General features: G+C 68.3%; 16 protein-coding genes. 2 read left to right on the top strand and 14 right to left on the bottom strand.

Translation table 11 applies throughout. From position 1 onward, the window contains the following. The 4 genes from AC3WT6_RS12770 to AC3WT6_RS12755 form a co-directional block, all read right to left on the bottom strand. Positions 1 to 807: a crotonase/enoyl-CoA hydratase family protein gene (locus tag AC3WT6_RS12770; protein WP_492653983.1), complete on the bottom strand. Its 807-nt coding sequence runs from the start codon at positions 805 to 807 to the stop codon at positions 1 to 3. 85 nt (positions 808 to 892) lie between these two features. Next, entirely contained in the window at positions 893 to 1,699 is an 807-nt protein-coding gene (locus AC3WT6_RS12765) for a metallophosphoesterase (protein WP_492653982.1), read from the bottom strand. Positions 1,700 to 1,712: 13 nt separating this feature from the next. Then, positions 1,713 to 2,981 carry a c-type cytochrome gene (locus AC3WT6_RS12760; RefSeq protein WP_492653981.1) on the bottom strand — a complete coding sequence of 423 codons (1,269 nt, stop codon included), beginning with the start codon at positions 2,979 to 2,981 and terminating at the stop codon, positions 1,713 to 1,715. Continuing rightward, on the bottom strand, positions 2,978 to 3,679 hold the full coding sequence (locus tag AC3WT6_RS12755; protein WP_492653980.1) for a c-type cytochrome: 702 nt from the start codon (positions 3,677 to 3,679) through the stop codon (positions 2,978 to 2,980). Before AC3WT6_RS12755 ends, AC3WT6_RS12760 begins: the two co-directional genes overlap by 4 nt. A gap of 593 nt (positions 3,680 to 4,272) precedes the next feature. On the opposite strand from AC3WT6_RS12755, the gene AC3WT6_RS12750 reads away from it, so the two are divergent. Further along, positions 4,273 to 4,509, top strand: coding sequence for a DUF2970 domain-containing protein (locus AC3WT6_RS12750; protein WP_492653979.1), 237 nt, complete (start codon positions 4,273 to 4,275; stop codon positions 4,507 to 4,509). Here the strand turns inward: AC3WT6_RS12750 and AC3WT6_RS12745 are convergent. The 3 genes from AC3WT6_RS12745 to AC3WT6_RS12735 form a co-directional block, all read right to left on the bottom strand. After that, the gene (locus AC3WT6_RS12745; protein ID WP_492653978.1) at positions 4,506 to 5,924 is read right to left on the bottom strand and encodes an aminotransferase-like domain-containing protein; all 1,419 of its coding nucleotides are present in this window, start codon (positions 5,922 to 5,924) and stop codon (positions 4,506 to 4,508) included. The genes AC3WT6_RS12750 and AC3WT6_RS12745 overlap by 4 nt on opposite strands. A 113-nt stretch (positions 5,925 to 6,037) precedes the next feature. Then, on the bottom strand, positions 6,038 to 6,601 hold the full coding sequence (locus AC3WT6_RS12740; RefSeq protein ID WP_492653977.1) for a nitroreductase family protein: 564 nt from the start codon (positions 6,599 to 6,601) through the stop codon (positions 6,038 to 6,040). A 30-nt stretch (positions 6,602 to 6,631) separates the two neighbouring features. After that, positions 6,632 to 6,901, bottom strand: a complete 270-nt coding sequence (locus tag AC3WT6_RS12735; protein ID WP_492653976.1) for a hypothetical protein — start codon at positions 6,899 to 6,901, stop codon at positions 6,632 to 6,634. A gap of 192 nt (positions 6,902 to 7,093) precedes the next feature. On the opposite strand from AC3WT6_RS12735, the gene AC3WT6_RS12730 reads away from it, so the two are divergent. After that, positions 7,094 to 8,899, top strand: a complete 1,806-nt coding sequence (locus tag AC3WT6_RS12730) for a CocE/NonD family hydrolase (protein WP_492653975.1) — start codon at positions 7,094 to 7,096, stop codon at positions 8,897 to 8,899. Here AC3WT6_RS12730 and arsA read toward each other — a convergent pair whose 3' ends face one another. The 7 genes from arsA to AC3WT6_RS12695 form a co-directional block, all read right to left on the bottom strand. After that, entirely contained in the window at positions 8,900 to 10,666 is a 1,767-nt protein-coding gene (arsA, locus tag AC3WT6_RS12725) for an arsenical pump-driving ATPase (RefSeq protein ID WP_492653974.1), read from the bottom strand. It abuts the gene before it with no gap. A gap of 10 nt (positions 10,667 to 10,676) precedes the next feature. Continuing rightward, positions 10,677 to 11,423 carry a cytochrome b/b6 domain-containing protein gene (locus AC3WT6_RS12720; RefSeq protein ID WP_492653973.1) on the bottom strand — a complete coding sequence of 249 codons (747 nt, stop codon included), beginning with the start codon at positions 11,421 to 11,423 and terminating at the stop codon, positions 10,677 to 10,679. Positions 11,424 to 11,441: 18 nt separating this feature from the next. Beyond that, entirely contained in the window at positions 11,442 to 12,164 is a 723-nt protein-coding gene (locus AC3WT6_RS12715; RefSeq protein WP_492653972.1) for a cytochrome c3 family protein, read from the bottom strand. Beyond that, the gene (locus AC3WT6_RS12710; RefSeq protein ID WP_492653971.1) at positions 12,161 to 12,739 is read right to left on the bottom strand and encodes a hypothetical protein; all 579 of its coding nucleotides are present in this window, start codon (positions 12,737 to 12,739) and stop codon (positions 12,161 to 12,163) included. Before AC3WT6_RS12710 ends, AC3WT6_RS12715 begins: the two co-directional genes overlap by 4 nt. A gap of 174 nt (positions 12,740 to 12,913) precedes the next feature. Further along, positions 12,914 to 13,072 carry a DUF3309 family protein gene (locus AC3WT6_RS12705; protein WP_492653970.1) on the bottom strand — a complete coding sequence of 53 codons (159 nt, stop codon included), beginning with the start codon at positions 13,070 to 13,072 and terminating at the stop codon, positions 12,914 to 12,916. 115 nt (positions 13,073 to 13,187) lie between these two features. Beyond that, positions 13,188 to 17,744, bottom strand: a complete 4,557-nt coding sequence (locus tag AC3WT6_RS12700) for a PAS domain S-box protein (protein WP_492653969.1) — start codon at positions 17,742 to 17,744, stop codon at positions 13,188 to 13,190. Positions 17,745 to 17,852: 108 nt separating this feature from the next. Then, the gene (locus AC3WT6_RS12695) at positions 17,853 to 18,698 is read right to left on the bottom strand and encodes a class I SAM-dependent methyltransferase (protein ID WP_492653968.1); all 846 of its coding nucleotides are present in this window, start codon (positions 18,696 to 18,698) and stop codon (positions 17,853 to 17,855) included. Positions 18,699 to 18,886 lie beyond the last annotated feature (188 nt).

Raw genomic sequence — 18,886 nt, 5'->3', positions numbered from 1 at the left:
TCAGCGGCCGGAGAAACTGGGCGGCCGCTTGTCGATGTAGGCCGCCAGCGCCTCGCGGTGATCTTCGCTCTCGTGAGCCAGGGCCTGGTAGGCGGAGGACAGCTCCAGGACATCAGTGAGTCGCTGGTGCTGTGCCTCGCGCAGCAGGCGTTTGGCCAGGCGCGTGGCCTGGGCCGGCTTGGCGGCGATCTGATCGGCGAGCGCAGCAGCGGCGGCGAGCAGTTCGCTGTCCGCCACCCGCCGCGACACCAGCCCGCAGGCCAGGGCCGCGACCGCATCCAGTGCCTCGCCGGTGAGGATCATCTCCGAGGCCTTGGACCAGCCGACCGCGCGCGGCAGTATCCAGGCGCCGCCATCGCCCGGGATCAGACCCAGATTGATGAAAGTGGAGGCAAAACGCGCCGACTCGGCGGCGATGCGGATATCGGCCAGTGCCGCCAGATCGCAGCCCAGGCCGATCGCCGGGCCGTTCACCGCGGCGATCACCGGCAGCTCGCAGTCCGACAGCGCGCGGATCATCCGCTGCACGCCGCGCCGGTAGTTGGCGCGGGTCTCGGCGGGGCTGGCCCTGGGACCGATGCCGCGTCGCTCCTGCAAGGCCTTGAGGTCGCCGCCGGCGCAGAAGGCACTGCCAGCACCGGTGAGGATCAGGCAGCGCGCCTCGGCGTCGTCGTTCAGCGCCTCCACCGCCGCCGCGAACTGCTGGCAGTCTTCCAGGCTGGCGATGGCATTGCGGGTTTCCGGGCGGTTGAAGCGGAGCGTCACCACGCCGGCGCGCCGGCTGGTGCTGACAAAGTTGGAGTCCATCTTGGGTTTCGGTCTGGGGCTTTAGGAGTCAGACCGGCAGTTTACGACCCGACTCACTGCGCCCGCGTGGCGACCGCGGCCGGCCCTAGCCGATGGCGCGCAGGCGCTTGGGCGGCGCCACTTCGACGGCATTGGCATTGGTCTGCCAGTAGCGCCGGCTGAGCGGCTCGGTGAGCGTCAGCCGGCCGCCCGGCAGATAAACGCCAGTGTCGAGAAACAGCCGGCTGCCGGCCAGTCGCGGCTTGGCCGCCAGCATCGGGGTGTGACCGCTGACCAGCATGCTCAAGCCCGCCACCTTGAGCCGCGCCAGGAGCCCGGACTGCCGCCGCCCGGTGTTCATCGCCTGGCTCAGCTGCAAGGCGGTGCTGCGGCCCCAGAGCAGATGGCTGGCCAGGGTGTCGCCGTCGTTGTCGAAGGCGGCGCCGACGCCAAAGCGCGCGCGCTCCAGATCCGGCCAGACCTTGCCCTGCGGCAGGTCGGCGTGGATCAGACCAATCGGCTCGCCTTCCGGCTGCTCGATCTGCATCACCAGCGGCAGACGCATGGCGATGCGCACCAGCACCTTGCGCTGCTCCGCCGGCAGTCGGAAGAACCAGGCCGAGTCGCGCACCGCCCAGCGCCTGCGGGTGGTCTCGTCGCGGGCACTGCCGGCGACGATCAGCATCGCCTCGTGATTGCCCATCACCGCGTGGAACCAGGGCGCGTCGTCGAGGATCAGCAGCAGGCGGGCGCTGTCGGGGCCGCGGTCGACCAGATCGCCGGTGCAGAACAGCCGGTCGCAGCGGTCGTCGAAGCGCACCGCGTCCAAGAGCTTCCACAGCGCCTCGCCGTGGCCGTGGATGTCGCCGACGTAGTAGTCGCGGCCCTGGGTATTGGCCGGCAGCTTCAGCATGCCGAAGGTCCGTTCAATGGCGCTGCACTTCGGCCACCGATACCGCCGGCGCCTGGTTGCCCCAGCTATTGCGGACATAGCTCAGCACCGCCGCCAGTTCTTCGTCGCTGAGCCGCTGGTTGAAGGGTGGCATGCCATAGGGCCGCGGATTGCCGGCGGTGCTCGGCGGGTAGCCGCCAAAGCGGGTGATGCGGATGCCATTGGCGGCCGAGGCGGCGGTCAACAGGCGGCTGCCGGCCAGGGCCGGATAGACCTCGGGCCGGCCCAGTCCGTCGTCGCCGTGGCAGTCGGCGCAATGGCGGCGGTAGACCGTGGCGCCGAGATCGAGCAGCGCCAGCCGCTGTCGCGGCGTCACCAGCGGTGCCGTCGGCGCCGGCGGCGCGGCGCTCGCCGGCAGGCTAAGCAGGTACTCGACCATCGCGGCAATGTCCTCCCGACTCAGGTACTGCAGGCTGTGGAATACCACCTCCGCCATCGGCCCGATGACGGCCTGATGGCGCGAGACACCAGTCTGCAATAGTGCGGCCAACTCCGTCGCCTGCCCGGCGCCAGACGGCAGCGGCCGGTATAGCGGTGGCGCATCCCAGCCCAGCATGGGAATGGTCCCGCCGGCGTAGGCGGAGGCGTTGCGCGGCCCGCCGAGGCGATCACGCGCGGTATGGCAGGCGCCGCAATGACCCAGCCCCTCGACCAGATAGGCGCCACGATTCCAGGCCGGCGAGCGCTGCGGCTGCGGCTCCAGCGCGCCGGGACGGAAGTACAGCGCGCGCCAGACCCGCAGCGCCAGGCTGCTGTTGTAGGGAAAGCGCAGGCGCGAAGCCGCGGGCGCCACCGCCACCGGCGGCAGGCTGCGCAGATAGACATAGAGGCTGTCGGAGTCGGCGCGGCTGAGCCGGGTGTAGTTGGGGTAGGGAAAAGCCGGCGAAAGCAGGCGGCCGTCGCGCGAGCGCCCCTGGTGCAGGGCGCGATAGAAATCCCGCGCGCTCCAGAGGCCCAGGCCGTGCCGACGGTCGGGCGTGAGATTGCTGCTGTAGACCGCACCGAACGGGGTGTCGATGCGGCGGCCGCCGGCGTATTCGGTGCCGCCCGGCTGCGTGTGGCAGGCGATGCAATTGCCGGCGCGGGCGAGATAGCGCCCGGCTTCGATCCGCTCCGGCGTCACCTGCGGCTCGGTCTCTGCCAGCGGCGCATCGGCGCTCAGCTCGGGCCAGGCCAGCCAGAGCAGCGCCGCCGCCAGCAGTCCGCTGAGCACCAGCAGCACCAGCCACCGACGCCGGCTCATGGCTGCGCCCCGCAGTCCATCGGCAAGGGCGGCAAGCGCGCGGGTAACGGCGCGTCCGCCGCCGCCGGCTGGCTGGCGATCCAGGTCGCCACTGCGCCGACTTCGGCGCCGCTCAGGGCGCGCGCGACCCGTGCCATGCAGTCCGGTTCGCGGGCACGGCGCACACCCTCGCGCCAGCTACCCAGCTGCGCCGCGAGATAGTCGGCACCGAGCCCGGCCAGGCCGGGGATCTCCGCGCCGCGGCCATGCAGGCCGACGCCATGGCAGGCCGTGCAGGCCGGCAGGCGTCGCGCCGGGTCGCCCTGCTCCACCAGCGCACGCCCCAGTTCCAGCGTCTGCACCGTCGCCTTCGGCGCCGGTGGCGGTGGTGCGGCTTGCTGGGCGGCGTAGTAGGCGGCGATCTCACCCAGGTAGTCGTCGGAGAGATAGGCCAGCAGCGGCGTCATCACCGCGTGCTGGCGGCGGCCATCGCGAAAGTTCAGCAATTGCGCCCGCAGATAGCCGGCCGGCTTGCCGGCAATCGAAGGGTAGTAGGCCTCCTGCTGCGCCCGGCCCTGCTCGCCATGGCAGGCCGCGCAGGGCTGCAAGCGCGCCGCCAGGCCGGAGTCGCTGGCGGCAGTGGCGGCAGTGGCGGCAGGCAAGACCAGACCCAGGCCGAGCAGCAGGGCGAGATAGCGATACCAGACGATGAGGGGCATGGCGGACTTGAGCTAGGCAAGAGCACGACGGATTGGCAGGGCCGCCATGCTGCGCAAATTGCTGTCCCGGCGGTACATGCAGTCGGCCAGGCAAAACGCAGCACAGTGGCTGGCGAATGCCGATAGCGTCTAGGGCCTGTTAACGCTACGGGGACCGCTGCGTTGCTGGTCAAAAGCGCGTCAGGCAAGGCGCCGGCCGACGCGAAGGCTTGTTGCCTTCGCGAGGCGGGCAACGCCGCATGACGCGCTTTTGGCCAGCAACCCTTCGGGGCGGGCTCACGACACGGTGTCCGAGCGTAGCGAGGTGGGTGCGGGAGCGAGCCCCTCCGGCGCCTCCCGCACCCCTTGCTACGCAAACACCATGTCGGCGCCGGACGGTTTTGGGGCATTGCCGCGTCAGCAAGAGTTTCAATAGGCCCGCTATTGCGCACTCTTGCTTCCTTGCACTGCCCCAAAACCGCCTTCCGCCGCAGCGATCCCCGTAGCGTTAACAGGCCCTGGCCGCTGTACTTGGTTTTGGCGACGCAACTGCGGCTGTGCCCGGCGCCGCGAGGGCGCCAGACTGGCGCCCTCGCCTGCCTAGGTTTTCCGCCATGAGTACGCCACAGTCGCAGCCGCCGCCCCCGGCTCCCAAGCCTTCCGCCTGGCAGGTGGCCCAGAGTGTCGCCGCCGCCTTCTTCGGCGTGCAGAGTTCGCGCAACCGGGTCCGCGACTTTCAGCACGGCAAGCACTGGCACTACCTGCTGACGGCGGTGCTGATGACCGCCGCGCTGGTGCTGTTCTTCTATGGCCTGGTGCAGTTGGTGCTGCATTACGCGGCGGCGCCCTAACCCTCGCACATCGCGGTCGCCAGCTGCCCCAGGCGGCGCAGCGCCACCGGCACCCGGACGTCATCCGGATGGCCGTAGTTGAGGCGCAGGCAGTGGCCGAAGTCGTCGCGCGCCGAGAACAACGCGCCCGGCGCCAGGCTGATGCCCAGCCGCAGCGCCGCCTGCTGCAAGGCCAGGCTGTCGGCGCCGCGCGGCAGTTCCACCCACAAAAAGTAGCCGCCCTGCGGGCGGGTCAGGCGGGTGCCGGGCGGGAAGTGCTCCTGCACCGCCGCGACCATCGCCTCGCGGCCAACCAAGAGGCTCTCGCGCAGCTGCCGCAGATGGCGGTCATAGCCGCCACCGGCCAGATAGTCGGCCAGCGCCAGCTGCGAGGGGATGGCGGCCGACAGCGTCGAGCCCAGCTTCAGTCTTTGCACCGCGCGGGTGTAGCGGCCGGGCGCCGCCCAGCCGATGCGGTAGCCCGGCGCCAGGCACTTGGAGAACGAGGAGCAATGCAGCACCAGCCCCTGCTGGTCATAGGCCTTGGCCGGCTTGGGGCGGCTGCTGCCGTAATAAAGCTCGCCGTAGACGTCGTCCTCGATCAGCGGCACGCCCTGCCTGGCCAGCAGCTCGACCAGCTGGCGCTTGCGCGCCTCCGGCATCAGTGCGCCCAAGGGGTTCTGGAAATTGCTCATCAGCCAGCAGGCGGCCGGCCGGTGCTGCTCCAGCGCCCGGGACAGGGCGTCGAGGTCGATCCCCTGCACCGGGTGGGTAGGCACTTCCACCGCCCGCAGGCCCAGACGCTCCAGCGCCTGCAGGGCGACATAGAAGGTCGGCGACTCCAGCACCACCGCGTCGCCCGGCTTGGTCACCGCTTGCAGGCAGAGGTTGAGCGCCTCCATGCCACCGTCGGTAATCACCAGCTCGTCCGGCTCCAGCGCCAGGCCATCGAGCCGGTAGCGCACCGCGATCAGCCGCCGCAGTTCGAGATTGCCGGGCGCCAGATCGGCCACCGACTGCCAGGGATCGGCGGCCCGCATGCTGCGCGCCAGCGAGCGCTGCAGGCGCTGCAAGGGAAAGAGCAAGGGACTCGGAAAGGCGGAGCCCAGCGGCACCACGCCGGGGTCGCGCACCGACTCCAGCACCTGGTAGATCAGCTCGCTCTTGTCGACCACGGTGGATGCGGACTCAGGCTGCGAGATCGCCGGCGGCGGCGGCTCGGCGCGGAGAGGGCGGCCGACGAAATAACCCGAGCGCGGCCGCGCCAGCAGCAGGCCGCGGGCTTCCAGCAGCTGGTAGGCCTTGGCGATGGTCATCGCGCTGAGGCCACGCCGGCGGCTGGCTTCGCGCACCGAGGCGATGCGCTCACCGGGTTTGAGTGCGCCGGATCGGATCAGGCCGTCGAGTTCGGCTGCGTAGTCTTTGTAGAGGGTCATCGGCGCCAGAACTGGAGTGCCCGCGTGTGCCGCCGGGCATCCAAGGATGCCGACCAGCGATCACCGGCCGGCGCCGCGCAAGGCTCCAGAATTGTAGACGCCGCCCGCTACCGCTAGCTCTTCAGCCAGTGCATTCGCGGCTGGAGGCGGCCCGGCGACAGCGGTTCGCCGGCCGGCGCACCGATGACGACGGGCGCCACCGGGCGCTCGTCGGCACCCAAACCCAGGGCCTCGCGGCCTTCGCGGGAGGCGAGCCAGGGCTGGGCGCTACCAACCCAGCAACTGCCCAGGCCCATGCTGTGCGCCGCCAGCATCAGGCTGTAGGCGGCCATGGCGCAGTCCTGCTCGGCGAGGCTGCCCGGCTGCGTGGCGCAGACCACGATCAAGGCCGGCGCCCGGTAGAACAGGTTGAACTCCGCACCCAGCGCATCGGCCCTGGTCTCGTGCTCCCACTTGGCGCCGTGGCCGGAGCGGCGCAAGGCCTCGGTGGCGCCATGCCCGAGAGCGGCCACCTTCTTCGGCTCTGAAACCACCACGAACGACCAGGGCTGGGTATTCATGTGGCTGGGCGCCAGGCAGGCGGCCTCGACCAGTTCGGTCAGTACCGCGGCATCGACCGGATCGGGCAGGTATTCGCGCACCGCGCGGCGCTGTTTCAGGGCTTCCAGCAGTTTCATGAGCAAACTCCGCGACGGTGGCGAAAGGGCTTACTTCTTGAGCGCGTTCTTGAGATCAGCGTAGCCGGCCTTGAGCGCCGCAACCAGCTGCTCGGCGGCGGCATCGATCTTCGGCTCGGCGGCTTCGGCGGCGCGCTTGGCGCTTTTCAGCTGCTGCTTGAGCTGGTCCCAGCTGACTTCCAGGTCCTGCCAGCGATCCTTGGCATCGGCCTTGAACAGATGAGCCTGCAACACCAGCTCGTCGTGCAGCAGTTCGAGCGCTTGGACGTCGTTGTGGAAAGCTTGCTTGAGTCGGGACATGGCGATGACCTCGGTGAGCGGTGGGGGTAGAAACAGTCTGCGGGCCCGCACCACCTCCCGCCTTGACCTGGGTCAATCCTGCCGATCACTCGCATCACAAAACAACTCACTGATTTCATGATCGTTTAATCATGTTTTGTGGATTGTTTTTATGAGGCTAAGCTCCGCCACCCCAAACCATTGGCTGACGTCATGCCCCACCCCCGCAGCCTCGCCCTGATCGCCTTCGCCAGCCTGCTGCTGGCGGCCTGCAATTCCAGTGAACCGGCGAGCCAGGGTGGCGCGGGCGGTGCCGGCGGCTATGACCCGCTGCAGGCCTCGGCGGTGGACAAGGCCATCCTCTACAACGGCACCATCCCCGCCGCCGACGGCGAGACCATCGGCATCACCGTCTACCAGCCGGCGCTCGCCGCCGATGCCGCAGCGCCCTTGGTGATCCACGGCCACGGCTTCGGCCTGTCGCGCAACAAGGACTTCGACACCAGCAACCCGGTGGCGGCCTTTCTGGGCGCGGATGTCACCAGCGATGCCGGCCGCCTGGCCTGGAACAGCGGCTATTACGTGATCAGCTTCGACCAGCGCGGCTTCGGCGATTCCAGCGGCCCGATCACGGTGATGGACCCGGAGGTCGATGGCCGCAACATCAGCACCATCCTCGACTGGGCAGAAGCCAATCTGCCCCACCTCGCCCGCCGTCGCGGCAACCCCGTGGTGGGCGCGGTGGGCCTGAGCTATGGCGGCGGTTTTCAGTTGATCGGCAGCGCGGTGGATGCGCGCTTCGACGCCCTGGTGCCCACCGCCACCTGGAACGACCTGCGCTACAGCCTGGCGCCGGCCGGGGTGCCCAAGACCATCTGGCTGGACATCCTGGTCGCCGCCGGCGGCGCCACCGCCGGCTTTCAGTTTGAACCCTTCGTCTACACCGCCTTCGTGCAGGCGACGCTGGGCATGGTCAGCCAGGAAACCCTGGCCGAATTCGAGAAGCGCAGCTTCGTCTCCTACTGCGCCGGCAGCCGTGCCGATGGCGTCGGCGTGCCGGCGGTGGATGCCTTCTTCGTGCAGGGCGCCAACGACATCCTGTTCAACCTCAACGAGGCCGCCGCCAATCTCGACTGCCTGCGCAGCCGTGGCCGCGACGCGCGCCTGCTGGTGCAGACCAGTGGTCACATCCTCCCGGCGCTGCAATCGGCCGGCCGGCAGATCCTGTTCGGCGTCGACGAGAACCTGAGCTGCGGCGGCCAGAGCTACAACACCGCGGCGATGATGGTCGACTTCCTCGACCAGAAGCTGAAAGGCCGGGCACCGGGCAGCCAGTCGCCGCCGGCGCTGTGCGTTTCGCTGACGCCGGATCAGGGCCTGCTGCTGCCCAGCCTGCCACGCGGCGGCCTGCCCATCGTGTTTGCCGAGACCAGCGTGGTGCCGGGCGCGGTCGGCCAGCTGGTGAACCTGCTCGGCAGCCTGCCGCTGCAAACCCTGCTGAGCAGCCTCGCCGGCCTGGGGCCGGAGGCGATCAATCTGATCCTCGACATCCTCCAGAACCCGCCCGGCAGCAACGCCGGCTACAGCCAGGACTTTCTCGCCCTGCTGCCGCAGATCGTCAACCTGTTGCCCTATGAGCTGCTGCAACAGCTGACCGCCGCACCGGTGTATGTGCCGCTCCACAGCATCAGCGGCGATCAGGCGCTGGCTGGCATCCCTCAGGCCAGCCTGACGTTTGCCGGCGGTCTCAACAGCCCGCCGCTGTTCGTCGGCCTCGGCCTGCGCCGCGGCGGTGCCGGCGACGCGGTGGCGGTGAGCGATCAGGTGACGCCGGTGCGCGCCAGCGGCAGCGTGGCGCTGGATTTGGCCGGCGTGCGCGCCGCCTTGTCCGCCGGGGATGAAATCGGCCTGCTGCTCTACGGCTTTCACCCCTACTACCTCAACAACTCCATCCTCTCGCTGGCCCCGCTGCCGGTGACGGTGAGTGGCTCGGTGAGCCTGCCGCTGGTCAGTCGCTAGTCAGTGGCCAGCCAGCGGCGGCAGCCGCAGCAGCTGGCGCAGGCCGTGAGCGCCGACCGGCGCGCGCGGCAGCCAGGGTGCCAGGTAGAGACGCCGCGCCAGGCCTGCCCGTAATCGCGCCAGCTGCCGCTGCTCGCCGGCCACCCGGGTCGCGAGTACCGGGTCCTGGCTCTGCACCGCCGCCATGCTGCGGTTGACCACCCAGGCGTAGGGCTCGATCCGCGCTCTGCGCAGATCGTCTTGCAGTGCGGCGGCCTCGGAGACCGGCGTGGTTTCCGGCAGCGTCACCAGGATGATGCGGGTCCACTCCGGATCTTGCAGATGCATCAGCGGCGTCACCATGCGCGGGCCGCCGGGTACCGCGTCGCGCAGAATCTGGCGGTGGTAGGCGCCGGTCGCATCCATCAGCAGCAGCGTGTGGCCGGTGGGCGCGGTGTCGAGAATCACAAAGCCCTTGCGCGCCTCGTTGACCATCCGCGAGAAGGCATGGAACACCGCGACTTCCTCGGTGCAGGGCGAGCGCAAATCCTCGCGCAACAGATCACGCGCCGCCGGCTCCAGATCGCGGCCCTTGCCGGCCATGATCTTTTCCACATAGCGCTCGGTCTCGGCCTTGGGGTCGATGCGGTCCACCTGCAGGCCCGCCACCTCTCCCGCCAGTGCCGCCGTGAGATGCGCGGCCGGATCGGTGGTGGACAGATGCACGCGATGACCGCGCTCGACCAGGCCCAGCGCCAACGCAGCGGCGATGCTGGTCTTACCCACCCCACCCTTGCCCATCACCATGATCAGCCCGTGGCCGGGCGCCGCCAGCGCCTCGACCAGGCCATCGAGTGCCGGCAGCGCCGGCTGAGCAGCGGCGACTGGTGCTGCCGTGGCCGCCGGTTCCGCCGAAGCTGGCGACAGGATCGCGCGCAGCGCCGCCAGGCCAACCATGTCGTAGGGGCGCAGTGGAATCTCGTCACGCGGCAGCTGCCGCAGCCGCTCCGGCATCGCCGCCAGCGCGGCCTGCTCCTGGGCTTCCAGGGCCAGCGCCACCGGATCGTCGGCGCGACTGGCGCGAAACAGCGCATTGACCACCAGCAGCTGGTTGCCCAGGCCCAGGGCGCTGAGATCGGCCGAGGTGCGCGCTGCCTCTGCCAGGGCCGGCACATCGGGGCGGGTGACCAGCACGATGCGCGTCCGCGCCGGGTCCGACAGCGCCGCCAGCGCCTCGGCAAAGCGCGCCTCCTGCATCTTCAGGCCCGAATGCGGCCCCAGGCAGGAAGCGCCACGGTCATTGCCTTCCAGAAAGCCAGTCCAGGCCTTGGGCAGGCTCAGCAGCCGCAGCGTGTGGCCGGTGGGCGCGGTGTCGAAGACGATGTGATCGGCCGCCGGCGCGGCGGCGCCAAGCAGGCCGGAGAATTCGTCAAACGAGGCGATCTCGATGGTGCAGGCGCCGCTCAGCTCCTCCAGCACCTGCTGGCGCTCCGCCGGGCCGGCCTGCGGCATCTGCGCCAGCACCCGCGCGCGGTAGGCGTCGGCCGCCGCCTGCGGGTCGATGTTCATCGCCGACAGCCGCGGCACGCCGGGCACCGGCCTGGGCTCATTGCCCAGCGCCAGACCCAGCATCTCGTCGAGATTCGAGGCCGGATCGGTGCTGACCAGCAGCACCGTCTTGCCGGCATCGGCCAGGCTGATCGCGGTCGCGCAGGCCAGCGAGGTCTTGCCAACGCCGCCCTTGCCGGTGAAGAACAAATAGCGGACCGCCGATTCCAGCAGCTGCATGCTCGATAGCCTAACGAGCAGAGCGGTCGACCGGCGGGTCGACGGGCTCGCCGGGGAGAATCTTGCGGCCGGTGAACATCGCCGAGATGAGAGTGCCGCCCTCACGCAACTCGGTCAGCACCACCGCGGCGATGTGCAGCAGCGCGGTGCCGCCGAGCACATAAAAACCGTAGAGATGCACCAGGGCGTAGGGCTTGCGCATGGCCCGCATCTGGGCATAGGCGCTGGAGTCGTAGAGGTCCGGCGCATACGGCACCAGCGTCGCCGGATCAACACCGGGAGCAGCCACCCTCTGCGCCAGCCAGTGGCCCAATGGCGGATAGAACAGATCAGTACCCGCCAGCAGCAGGCCGGTGACCGCCTGAATCAGCAGCAGGATGAACATCAGCGTCACCGCGATCCGGCCCATGGGGTTGTGGCCGAGATAGTGCTCGGGCCGACCGCTGACCACCGAGCTGGCATAACGGCCCAGCCGGCCGAAGTAGCCCGAACCGCAAGGCAAGAGCTGCGGCCAGCGCGCGTAGGAGTTGCCGACCCAGGCCCAGAACAGGCGAAAGACCAGATTGACGGCAAACGCATAGCCCAGCCAGACATGCAGGGTCTTCAGCACCACCTTGCCGGGGTTGGTAATGCCCAGCGCGGCATCGTTGAGGATAACCAGGCCGATGCCCGCGAGGCCGATCACGCTCAGGGCATTGATCCAGTGGAACCAACGCGTCGGCGCGTCCCACACCGCATAAGACTTCAGCTCGCTCATGGAAAACTCCTTTTCCAACTAGTCGTCATCACCGCCTTCGCGGCCACGGCCTTCCTCGGGTTCATCGGCGCTGCGATGGCATTTGACGCAGTTGTCGAAATTGCGGATGCCCTCTTCCTCATGCTCGGCACGGATGCCGGACTGCGAATGCTCGTGGCAGCCGTAGCAGGTATAGCGGCTGAAATCCTGCCCGACATGGCAGGTCGCGCAGGCGGTGTCGTGCTCGCGGTCAAGCAGGAAGTAGCGGTCGTGATCGAAGGTCGCCGGGCTCCAGGCCTCCTGGCTATGGCACTGCGTGCAGGTCTCGCCCACCTGCCGGTGCAGGGCGTCCTGCGGCTTGGCGTGACAGCTGGCGCACTGACTGCGCAGCTCCGCTTGCAGCATCTGGTGGGAGAAGCCGCGCAGCGCGCGCTGGGCCTCGGCGCCCTGGTGCTCGCTGTGGCAGGCGGTGCAGTTCTGCTCGCTGAGCTTCTGGTGAAACGCCGTCGGGGTCTTGCCGGTTTTTATCGGCGTACCGTCGGTGCGGTAGAGGCCGATGCGATCCAGGGCATGACAGCTCAGGCATTGCTCGGCAGACGCGCCAGTGAGCGGCGCATGGCAGGCGAAGCAGTCCTTGCCGATCGTCTGATGGCCGGCGATCACCTTGCCGGGGCTGAGCAGGGGCTCGGGCCAGACGAACAACAGCGCCACCACCGCCACCAAGCCGGCGATCACCGTAGCCCATAGCCAGCGCGAAATCATCGCCAACCCCAAAATAGAAAGATGCTCAGGATGTGCGCCAGCGCCAGGGTCGCAAAGGCCAGCGCGATGGGCAGGTGCACCACCCGCCACTTCTTGAGGAGGTCCAGCGTCGCCGAGTCGGCGAGCAGCTGCGTCTCCACCGCCTCGACGTCGAGGCCCTGATCCAGCAGCTGCTTGCGCCGGGACTCCAGATGACTACGCGCGCGGCCCAGCAGATAGCTGCCGGTGAGTCCGCTGGCGACATTGACCAGCATCGCAGCGACCGCCAGCCAGGGCAGGATGGCGTTGAAGTGGATGCCGGCATGCACCAGCACCAGCAACGAGCCCAGCCAGGCAAGCGTCTTGTGCAACTTCAGCAGCTTGAGCGGATTGCCGGACTGGATGTACTTGCGCTTGCGCAGCGAGTAGCGCATCGAGACCAGGATCAGCAGCACGCCGGGGATGCCCAGGTAGCGGCCGACCCAGACCAGTTGCCACTGGTGCAGCAGAGCGTCCAACAGCAGCGTCGCCAGTGCCAGTCCGGCAAATAGCAGGGCCGGCGGCACCACGTCGCGGCGCAGCAGGGAGCGGTTCATCTCGGCAAGCAGCCGGTGCCGGCGGCAGAACCCCAGCCCGGCCTTCGAGGCCTCAGAACCAAGGGCAGCAGACCACTCTGCGTGAGCACGGTGTCTCCAGGCAAAAACCTATTTGCCTGCATTCTGTGGCCCTGGTGCCCGACCGGTCTTGACCCAGATCAACCTGCGCTGCGTCTACAGCCGCCCGGTCACCACCAGCAGAATGACGATGAGCAGCACCACACCCAAACCGCCGCTGGGCCCATAGCCCCAGCCCCTGCTATGCGGCCAAGTGGGGATGACGCCGACCAGCATCAGAATCAAAACAACCAACAGGATAGTTCCCAGGCTCATGGCGGCGTCCTTGAATGTCGTTGAGCAGGCACTCTAGGTTTTAGGTAGCTCAACTTCGGTGCGTTGCCGTACATAGAACCGGGCTCGCCACCACCCAAGCCGCCGTTCGCGGCGGCTATCCCAATGGGCTTGATGGGTCTTTGGTCAGGATTTCGGGCAGCCTGTTCGCCCGCAGTTGCTCGGCGAACTGCTCGGCGGGGACCGCACGCCCAAACAGGAAGCCCTGGCACTCGTCGCAGCCGGCGGCGCGCAGAAACTCCAGCTGCTCCACGGTCTCCACACCCTCGGCCAGCACCCGCTGGCGCAGGATGCCGGCAATGGCGATCACCGCCCGTACGATCGCCGCGTCGCTGCTGTCGCCGGGCAGATCCTGCACGAAGCTGCGGTCGATCTTGAGCTTGTCTACCGGCATCTGCTTGAGGTAGGCCAGCGAGGAATAGCCGGTGCCGAAGTCGTCGATCGCCAGGCGCACGCCGAGCTTCTTCAAGGCGCTGAGCTTGGCCAGGGTTTCACCGCCGAGATCCATCAAGCCGCGCTCGGTGATCTCCAGTTCGAGAATCTGCGCCGGCACTCCGGCGGCGGCCAGGCAGTCGGCGACCATCTGCTCGAAATTCGGCGCGCGGAACTGCTGCGCCGACAGGTTCACCGCCAGTGTTTCCACCTTCAGGCCACGATCCAGCCAGATGTGCAGATCGTTGCAGCTGGTCTGCAAAACCTGCCGGCCCAGCTCCAGGATCAGTCCGCTGTCCTCGGCGATCGAGATGAACTGGTCCGGAAAAATCATCGGCCCGTCCGGCGGCTGCCAACGGATCAGCGCTTCGGCACCGACCAGGCGGCGCTCGGAAAATCGGTAGATCGGTTGATACCAGACCTTGAACTCACCGCTCTGAATACCGCGGCGCATGCGCGTCTCGATATCCAGCCGCTCACTGGCGGCCACGGTCAGCGCCTCGGTGTAGAACTGGCTGTTGTTGCGACCCAGCTCCTTGGCGCGGAACATCGCCGAGTCGGCATTGCGGATCAGAATCTCGGCGCTGCCACCATCGGCCGGGAACAGGCTGATGCCGATGCTGGCCTGGACGAACAGCTCGTGACCGCTGGCCAGCAGAAACGGCGGGCCCAGCGCACCCAGCAGGTTATGGGCGATCTGGGCGACCGCCATCGAACTGGGCACACCTTCGAGCAGGACCAGAAACTCATCGCCGCCCAGACGCCCCAGGGTGCCCGCCTCGCCCAGAGTCTGTTTCAGGCGCTCGGCGACCGAAATCAGCAGCAGGTCTCCGATCTGGTGACCCAGGCTGTCGTTGACCGTCTTGAACCGGTCGAGATCGAGAAACAGTACCGCCAGCTCGGCGTGCTCGCGCCGGGCCCGGTCCAGCGCGTATTCCAGACGAGTGCCCAGCAGCAGGCGATTGGGCAGATCGGTGAGGGCATCGTGGTGCGCCAGGTGCTCCAGCCGCTCTTCGCTGTGCTTGATCTGGCTGATGTCGCTGGCCACGCCCACGTAGTGGGTCGGTCGCCCGGCGTGGTCACGCACGACGCTGATGTTGAGTAGCTCCGGGTAGAGCTCGCCGGTCTTGTGGCGGTTCCAGATCTGGCCCTGCCAGTGCCCGACCTCTTCCAGCGCGCGATACATCTCCTGGTAGAACACGATGTCGTGGCGGCCCGACTTGAGCAGGCGGGCGTTCTGGCCGATCACCTCCTGGGCGCTGTAGCCGGTCACCTTCGCGAACGCCGGATTCACCGAAACCACCCTGGCCTCGAGGTCGGTGACCATGATCGACTCGAAGGTGCTGGCGATGACCGCCGAGTCCAGACGCAGGCGCTCCAGCAACTGCTGGCGCTCGGTGACGTCGGAGACGATGCCGTGCCAGACCAGATCGCCATTGGCTTCCTGCGTGGCGCCAGCCTCCACCCGCAGCCAGCGGCTCTGGTCGCCGAACCGCAACTGGCCTTCCCAGGCAAACGGCTGGCTACCCTGGCGAGCGGCGGCACGCAGCTCGGCAATCAGGGCGATGTCGCCAGCCCCGAGGTGTTGAAACGCCTGCTCTGGATGCGCCAGCACCTCGGCCTCATCAACCGCCAAGAGCTTGGAGAAGCGCGGGCTGACGTACTCGAAGCGGCCGCCGCTGGCGACGGTGCGGTAGCGGAACACGCCGGCCGGGATGCGGTTGACCAGCTCCTGGTACTGCGTCTCGGCGCGTTTTTCCTGGGTGACATCGCGAAAGAAGGCGGCGATCTGTGGCGGCTCGGCCTTCGCCATCGACACCACGTTGGCCTCGATATCGACCCGCCCGCCGTCCTTGCGGCGATGCTGGGTGTTGAAGCGCAGCCGGCCGGCTTCGAGGATGCGCTGGATGCGCATCGGCACCTCGGCCTCGGCGCCGGGCATTTTCAGCGAGCTGATCTCGCGGCCGACCAGCTCGCTGTGCGTGTAGCCCAGCATCCGGCAGTAGGCGGGATTGGCGTCGAGTATCCGCCCCTCGACATCGGTGCGGACGTAGCCATCGGTCATGGTGCCGAGCATCATCCGGGTGTTGTCCAGCTCCCGCGCCAGTTCGATCTCGGCGGTTCGGCGCAGGGTGATGTCCTGCACCGTACCCATCGAACGCTGCGGGCTACCATCGGCGGCGAAGAAGGTCTCGCCGCGCTCCTCGACGTAGCGGATGCGCCCCTCGCTGAGCAGCAGACGATGCGTCACGGCATAGGGAGTGCGGTGGGCGACGGAATCCGCGAAGGCCCGCGCGACCCGCTCGCGGTCTTCCGGGTGTATCGCCTGCTCAAACAGCGCATAACTCATCTCCGGCGTCTGCCGCGGGTCGCGCTCGAAGATGCGGTAGGTCTGCCCGGACCAGCTCAGCCGGCCACTGACGTGGTCCATCTCCCAGTGGCCGATCTGCGCCACCCGCTGCGCCTCCTCATGCAGCTCTTCGCTGCGCCGCAGCGCCAGCTCCGCCTGTTTGCGCTGGGTGATGTCGCGTGCCACACCGAGCACGCCGACCAGGCGTCCCTCGGCGTCCAGCAGCGGCGTCTTGATGGTCTCGACCTGGATGGTGCGACCATCGGCGGCGATGGTCAGGGTTTCCTCGTTGATCGTCGGCTTGCCGGCCGCCAGCGCCTCGCGGTCCTTCCGCCGGAAGAACTCCGCCTGCTCGGCATCGACGAAGTCGAAGTCGGTCTTGCCGAGAATGTCGGCTTCCTTGGCGCCGAAGAAGCGCTCGAACGGCGGGTTGCAGGCCAGGTAGACGCCATCCGGATCCTTGAGCCAGACCAGGTCGGGCATGGCAGCGACCAGCGAGCGGAAACGCGCCTCGCTCGCCTGGGCGGCCAGTTCGGCCTCCTTGCGCGAGCTGATGTCCTGGATCGTTCCGTACATCCGCACGGCCCGCCCGCTGGGGTCGTGCTCCACCGTGCCCAGTCCGTGCAGCCAGCGCCGCTCACCATCCCCCGGACGCAGGATCTGGTATTCCCGGTCGAACCGCCCGCCGCCAGCCAGCACCTGCTGCATGTGGGCGATCAAGGCCGGTCGCTGTTCCGGCACCACCAGGTCCAGCCAGGCTTGGTAGCTGTGCGGATAATCGGGCGAGATGCCGAGGATCTCGTCCACCACCGACGACACCCTCCAGTGCATCTCGGCGATCCGCAGCTCGTAGCTGCCGATGCGGCCAACCTGCTGGGACTCGCGCAGCAGGCGCTCGCTCTCGACCAAGCGCTGCGCCGCCTGTTCGCGGTCGGTGACGTCCACCAGCATGCCCACCACCGCTGGCCGCCCGTCGCGCTGCACCCGGCTGCCGAATACCTCGACGCGGAAGCTGTGACCGTCGGCATGCCGCGCCTGGACCAGGTAGCGCAGGAAGTGATCGCCGTCGCTGGTCGCGGAGGCCAGCTTGTCGTGCACCAGCGGGCGATCCTCCGGCATCACCACGTCGTCCACCGGCCGCCCCAGCAGTCCACCCGGCGGGTAGCCGAAGACTTTCTCCAGGGCCGGGCTGGTGTAGACGAAGAGTCCGTCCTGGACCAGATAGACACCGACCAGGGAACCCTCCACCAGATTGCGGAAGCGACCCTCGGCCTCGCCCGCCTCGCGCAACGCCACCTCGCGACTCTCGACCAGTTGGAAGGCGTGGCCAAACGCCCAGGTGGACAGGGTCAGCACGCCGAGATAGGGCAAGGCGACGCCGGTAATCACCACCCAGCGGATTTCCTCCGGCAGCACCAGCATCCACAGCAGCGAGCACAGGTGGACGATCAGGCCCAGCGCCAGAAAGCTGATCGAGCGCGGCTTGAGGCGGCCGGAGTTCTTGAGCCAGTGGCCCGCGATTCCGATGCCCGTGGAGGTGGCGATCACGCCCAGCCCCATCCACAAGCCGCTGCCGCCAATCAGGATGCGGTAGGCGGCGGCGATGGCGGCGGCGATGACCGCCACCTGAGGGCCACCAAAGAAGCCGGCCAGGGCGAGCACCACCGAGCGGCCATCGAAAATCAGGCCGGTCTGGAGCGTGAACGGATAGGCCATGCCGATCAGCGTGGTCAGACCGAACAGCAGGCCGAACAGCAAGGCAACCCAGCGATCACCCCGTCTCAGGCGGCTGATCAGGACGCTATGCAGAATCACCAACGCCAGCAAAGGCGCGGCGTTATTAGTCAGCTCCTCAAGCAGGTCTGCCGTCATTAGAAATTATTGTCCTGGCCCGACAAGAGACTACGCCCTCCCCGAACCAGAGCAATATCCATTGGGCGGGGGATGAGCGGCAGCCTCCCTTGCCCTTTCAGCGGGCCCTCAGGGGGCGCGGGCGCCCACGCTCCAGCAGGCGGCGTCGTAACTCACCCAGTCTCCCTGCACGTAGGGTTCGAAGGCGGCGCGCGCGACCTCCAGCACCCGCGCACGGGTGTTCTCATCGAGCTCCGGCAGCACCCGCCCCAGGGGACCAAGCCGGGCCAGGTAACCCATGAGGTCCTTCTCGGGCAGGCGGCAGCGGACATCCAGGGGCCGGATGTCGATCGCCTGCCAGCCGCTTTCTTCGAGGATGCGCCGGACCCGCTGTGGGTCGGCAAAGGCGAACTGGCCCGGTGCGTTCGGTTGCCGCGGCGGCAGATCGGGCAGCAGGGGCGCGACGGCGCGCTCGGCGGCGGTCATGAAGGGATTCTCCGCCGGACTGCGCCAGGCGATGAAGCGCAGTTCGCCGCCGCCCTTCGCCGCCCCGCGCAGGTTGGCGAAGGCTCGCACCGAGTCTTCGAAAAACATCACGCCGAAGCGCGAAATGATCAGGTCGAAGCTGGCGGACTCGAAGGCGTGGGTCTCGGCGTCGGCCAGCACGAAGCTGGCCGACGTGGCTTCCCGTTCGGCGCGAGCCCTGGCGGCGACGATCATCGGCTCGGAGATGTCGACACCAACGCAATCGACCCTGCCGCCCAGGCTACGGGCTACCGCCAGCGTGGTGCTGCCGGTACCGCAGCCGACGTCGAGCACCCTATCCCTGTGTTGGGCGCGCGCCACCTCGACCAGGAGCTCTTCCAGCGGCTTGAACATCTGGTCGAGCACCGCCTGCGCCTCGACCCAGGCGCGGCCGGCCTGGCCATTCCACAGTACCGACTGCTCGTTGGCGGGTTGAAGGCTGGGGGTCATGAGGCTCTCCGGAGTCGTGTTTCGCAGTAGCGGGAGCCGCAGCATGCAACTTCAAGTCGGCTTGAGGTCAAGCCGGCGCAGCAGCCTGACTTCGTAGCGGTGGCAGGCAGGCCCGCCAGAGCATCACGACATTCGGTTCCAAGGCCGATTCCACCGAAGTAACGAGATCCGCCACCGACGTCCATCAG

The sequence above is a fragment of the Stagnimonas sp. FW305-C-60 genome, from assembly GCF_058782965.1.
This window is presented reverse-complemented; position numbering and strand designations above follow the sequence as displayed.

Bases quoted from the DNA above. Each gene is read 5' to 3' on its own strand.
- AC3WT6_RS12770 (WP_492653983.1), bottom strand. From the start codon at position 807: ATGGACTCCAACTTTGTCAGCACCAGCCGGCGCGCCGGCGTGGTGACG.
- AC3WT6_RS12765 (WP_492653982.1), bottom strand. From the start codon at position 1,699: ATGCTGAAGCTGCCGGCCAATACCCAGGGCCGCGACTACTACGTCGGC.
- AC3WT6_RS12760 (WP_492653981.1), bottom strand. From the start codon at position 2,981: ATGAGCCGGCGTCGGTGGCTGGTGCTGCTGGTGCTCAGCGGACTGCTG.
- AC3WT6_RS12755 (WP_492653980.1), bottom strand. From the start codon at position 3,679: ATGCCCCTCATCGTCTGGTATCGCTATCTCGCCCTGCTGCTCGGCCTG.
- AC3WT6_RS12750 (WP_492653979.1), top strand. From the start codon at position 4,273: ATGAGTACGCCACAGTCGCAGCCGCCGCCCCCGGCTCCCAAGCCTTCC.
- AC3WT6_RS12745 (WP_492653978.1), bottom strand. From the start codon at position 5,924: ATGACCCTCTACAAAGACTACGCAGCCGAACTCGACGGCCTGATCCGA.
- AC3WT6_RS12740 (WP_492653977.1), bottom strand. From the start codon at position 6,601: ATGAAACTGCTGGAAGCCCTGAAACAGCGCCGCGCGGTGCGCGAATAC.
- AC3WT6_RS12735 (WP_492653976.1), bottom strand. From the start codon at position 6,901: ATGTCCCGACTCAAGCAAGCTTTCCACAACGACGTCCAAGCGCTCGAA.
- AC3WT6_RS12730 (WP_492653975.1), top strand. From the start codon at position 7,094: ATGCCCCACCCCCGCAGCCTCGCCCTGATCGCCTTCGCCAGCCTGCTG.
- arsA (WP_492653974.1), bottom strand. From the start codon at position 10,666: ATGCAGCTGCTGGAATCGGCGGTCCGCTATTTGTTCTTCACCGGCAAG.
- AC3WT6_RS12720 (WP_492653973.1), bottom strand. From the start codon at position 11,423: ATGAGCGAGCTGAAGTCTTATGCGGTGTGGGACGCGCCGACGCGTTGG.
- AC3WT6_RS12715 (WP_492653972.1), bottom strand. From the start codon at position 12,164: ATGATTTCGCGCTGGCTATGGGCTACGGTGATCGCCGGCTTGGTGGCG.
- AC3WT6_RS12710 (WP_492653971.1), bottom strand. From the start codon at position 12,739: ATGAACCGCTCCCTGCTGCGCCGCGACGTGGTGCCGCCGGCCCTGCTA.
- AC3WT6_RS12705 (WP_492653970.1), bottom strand. From the start codon at position 13,072: ATGAGCCTGGGAACTATCCTGTTGGTTGTTTTGATTCTGATGCTGGTC.
- AC3WT6_RS12700 (WP_492653969.1), bottom strand. From the start codon at position 17,744: ATGACGGCAGACCTGCTTGAGGAGCTGACTAATAACGCCGCGCCTTTG.
- AC3WT6_RS12695 (WP_492653968.1), bottom strand. From the start codon at position 18,698: ATGACCCCCAGCCTTCAACCCGCCAACGAGCAGTCGGTACTGTGGAAT.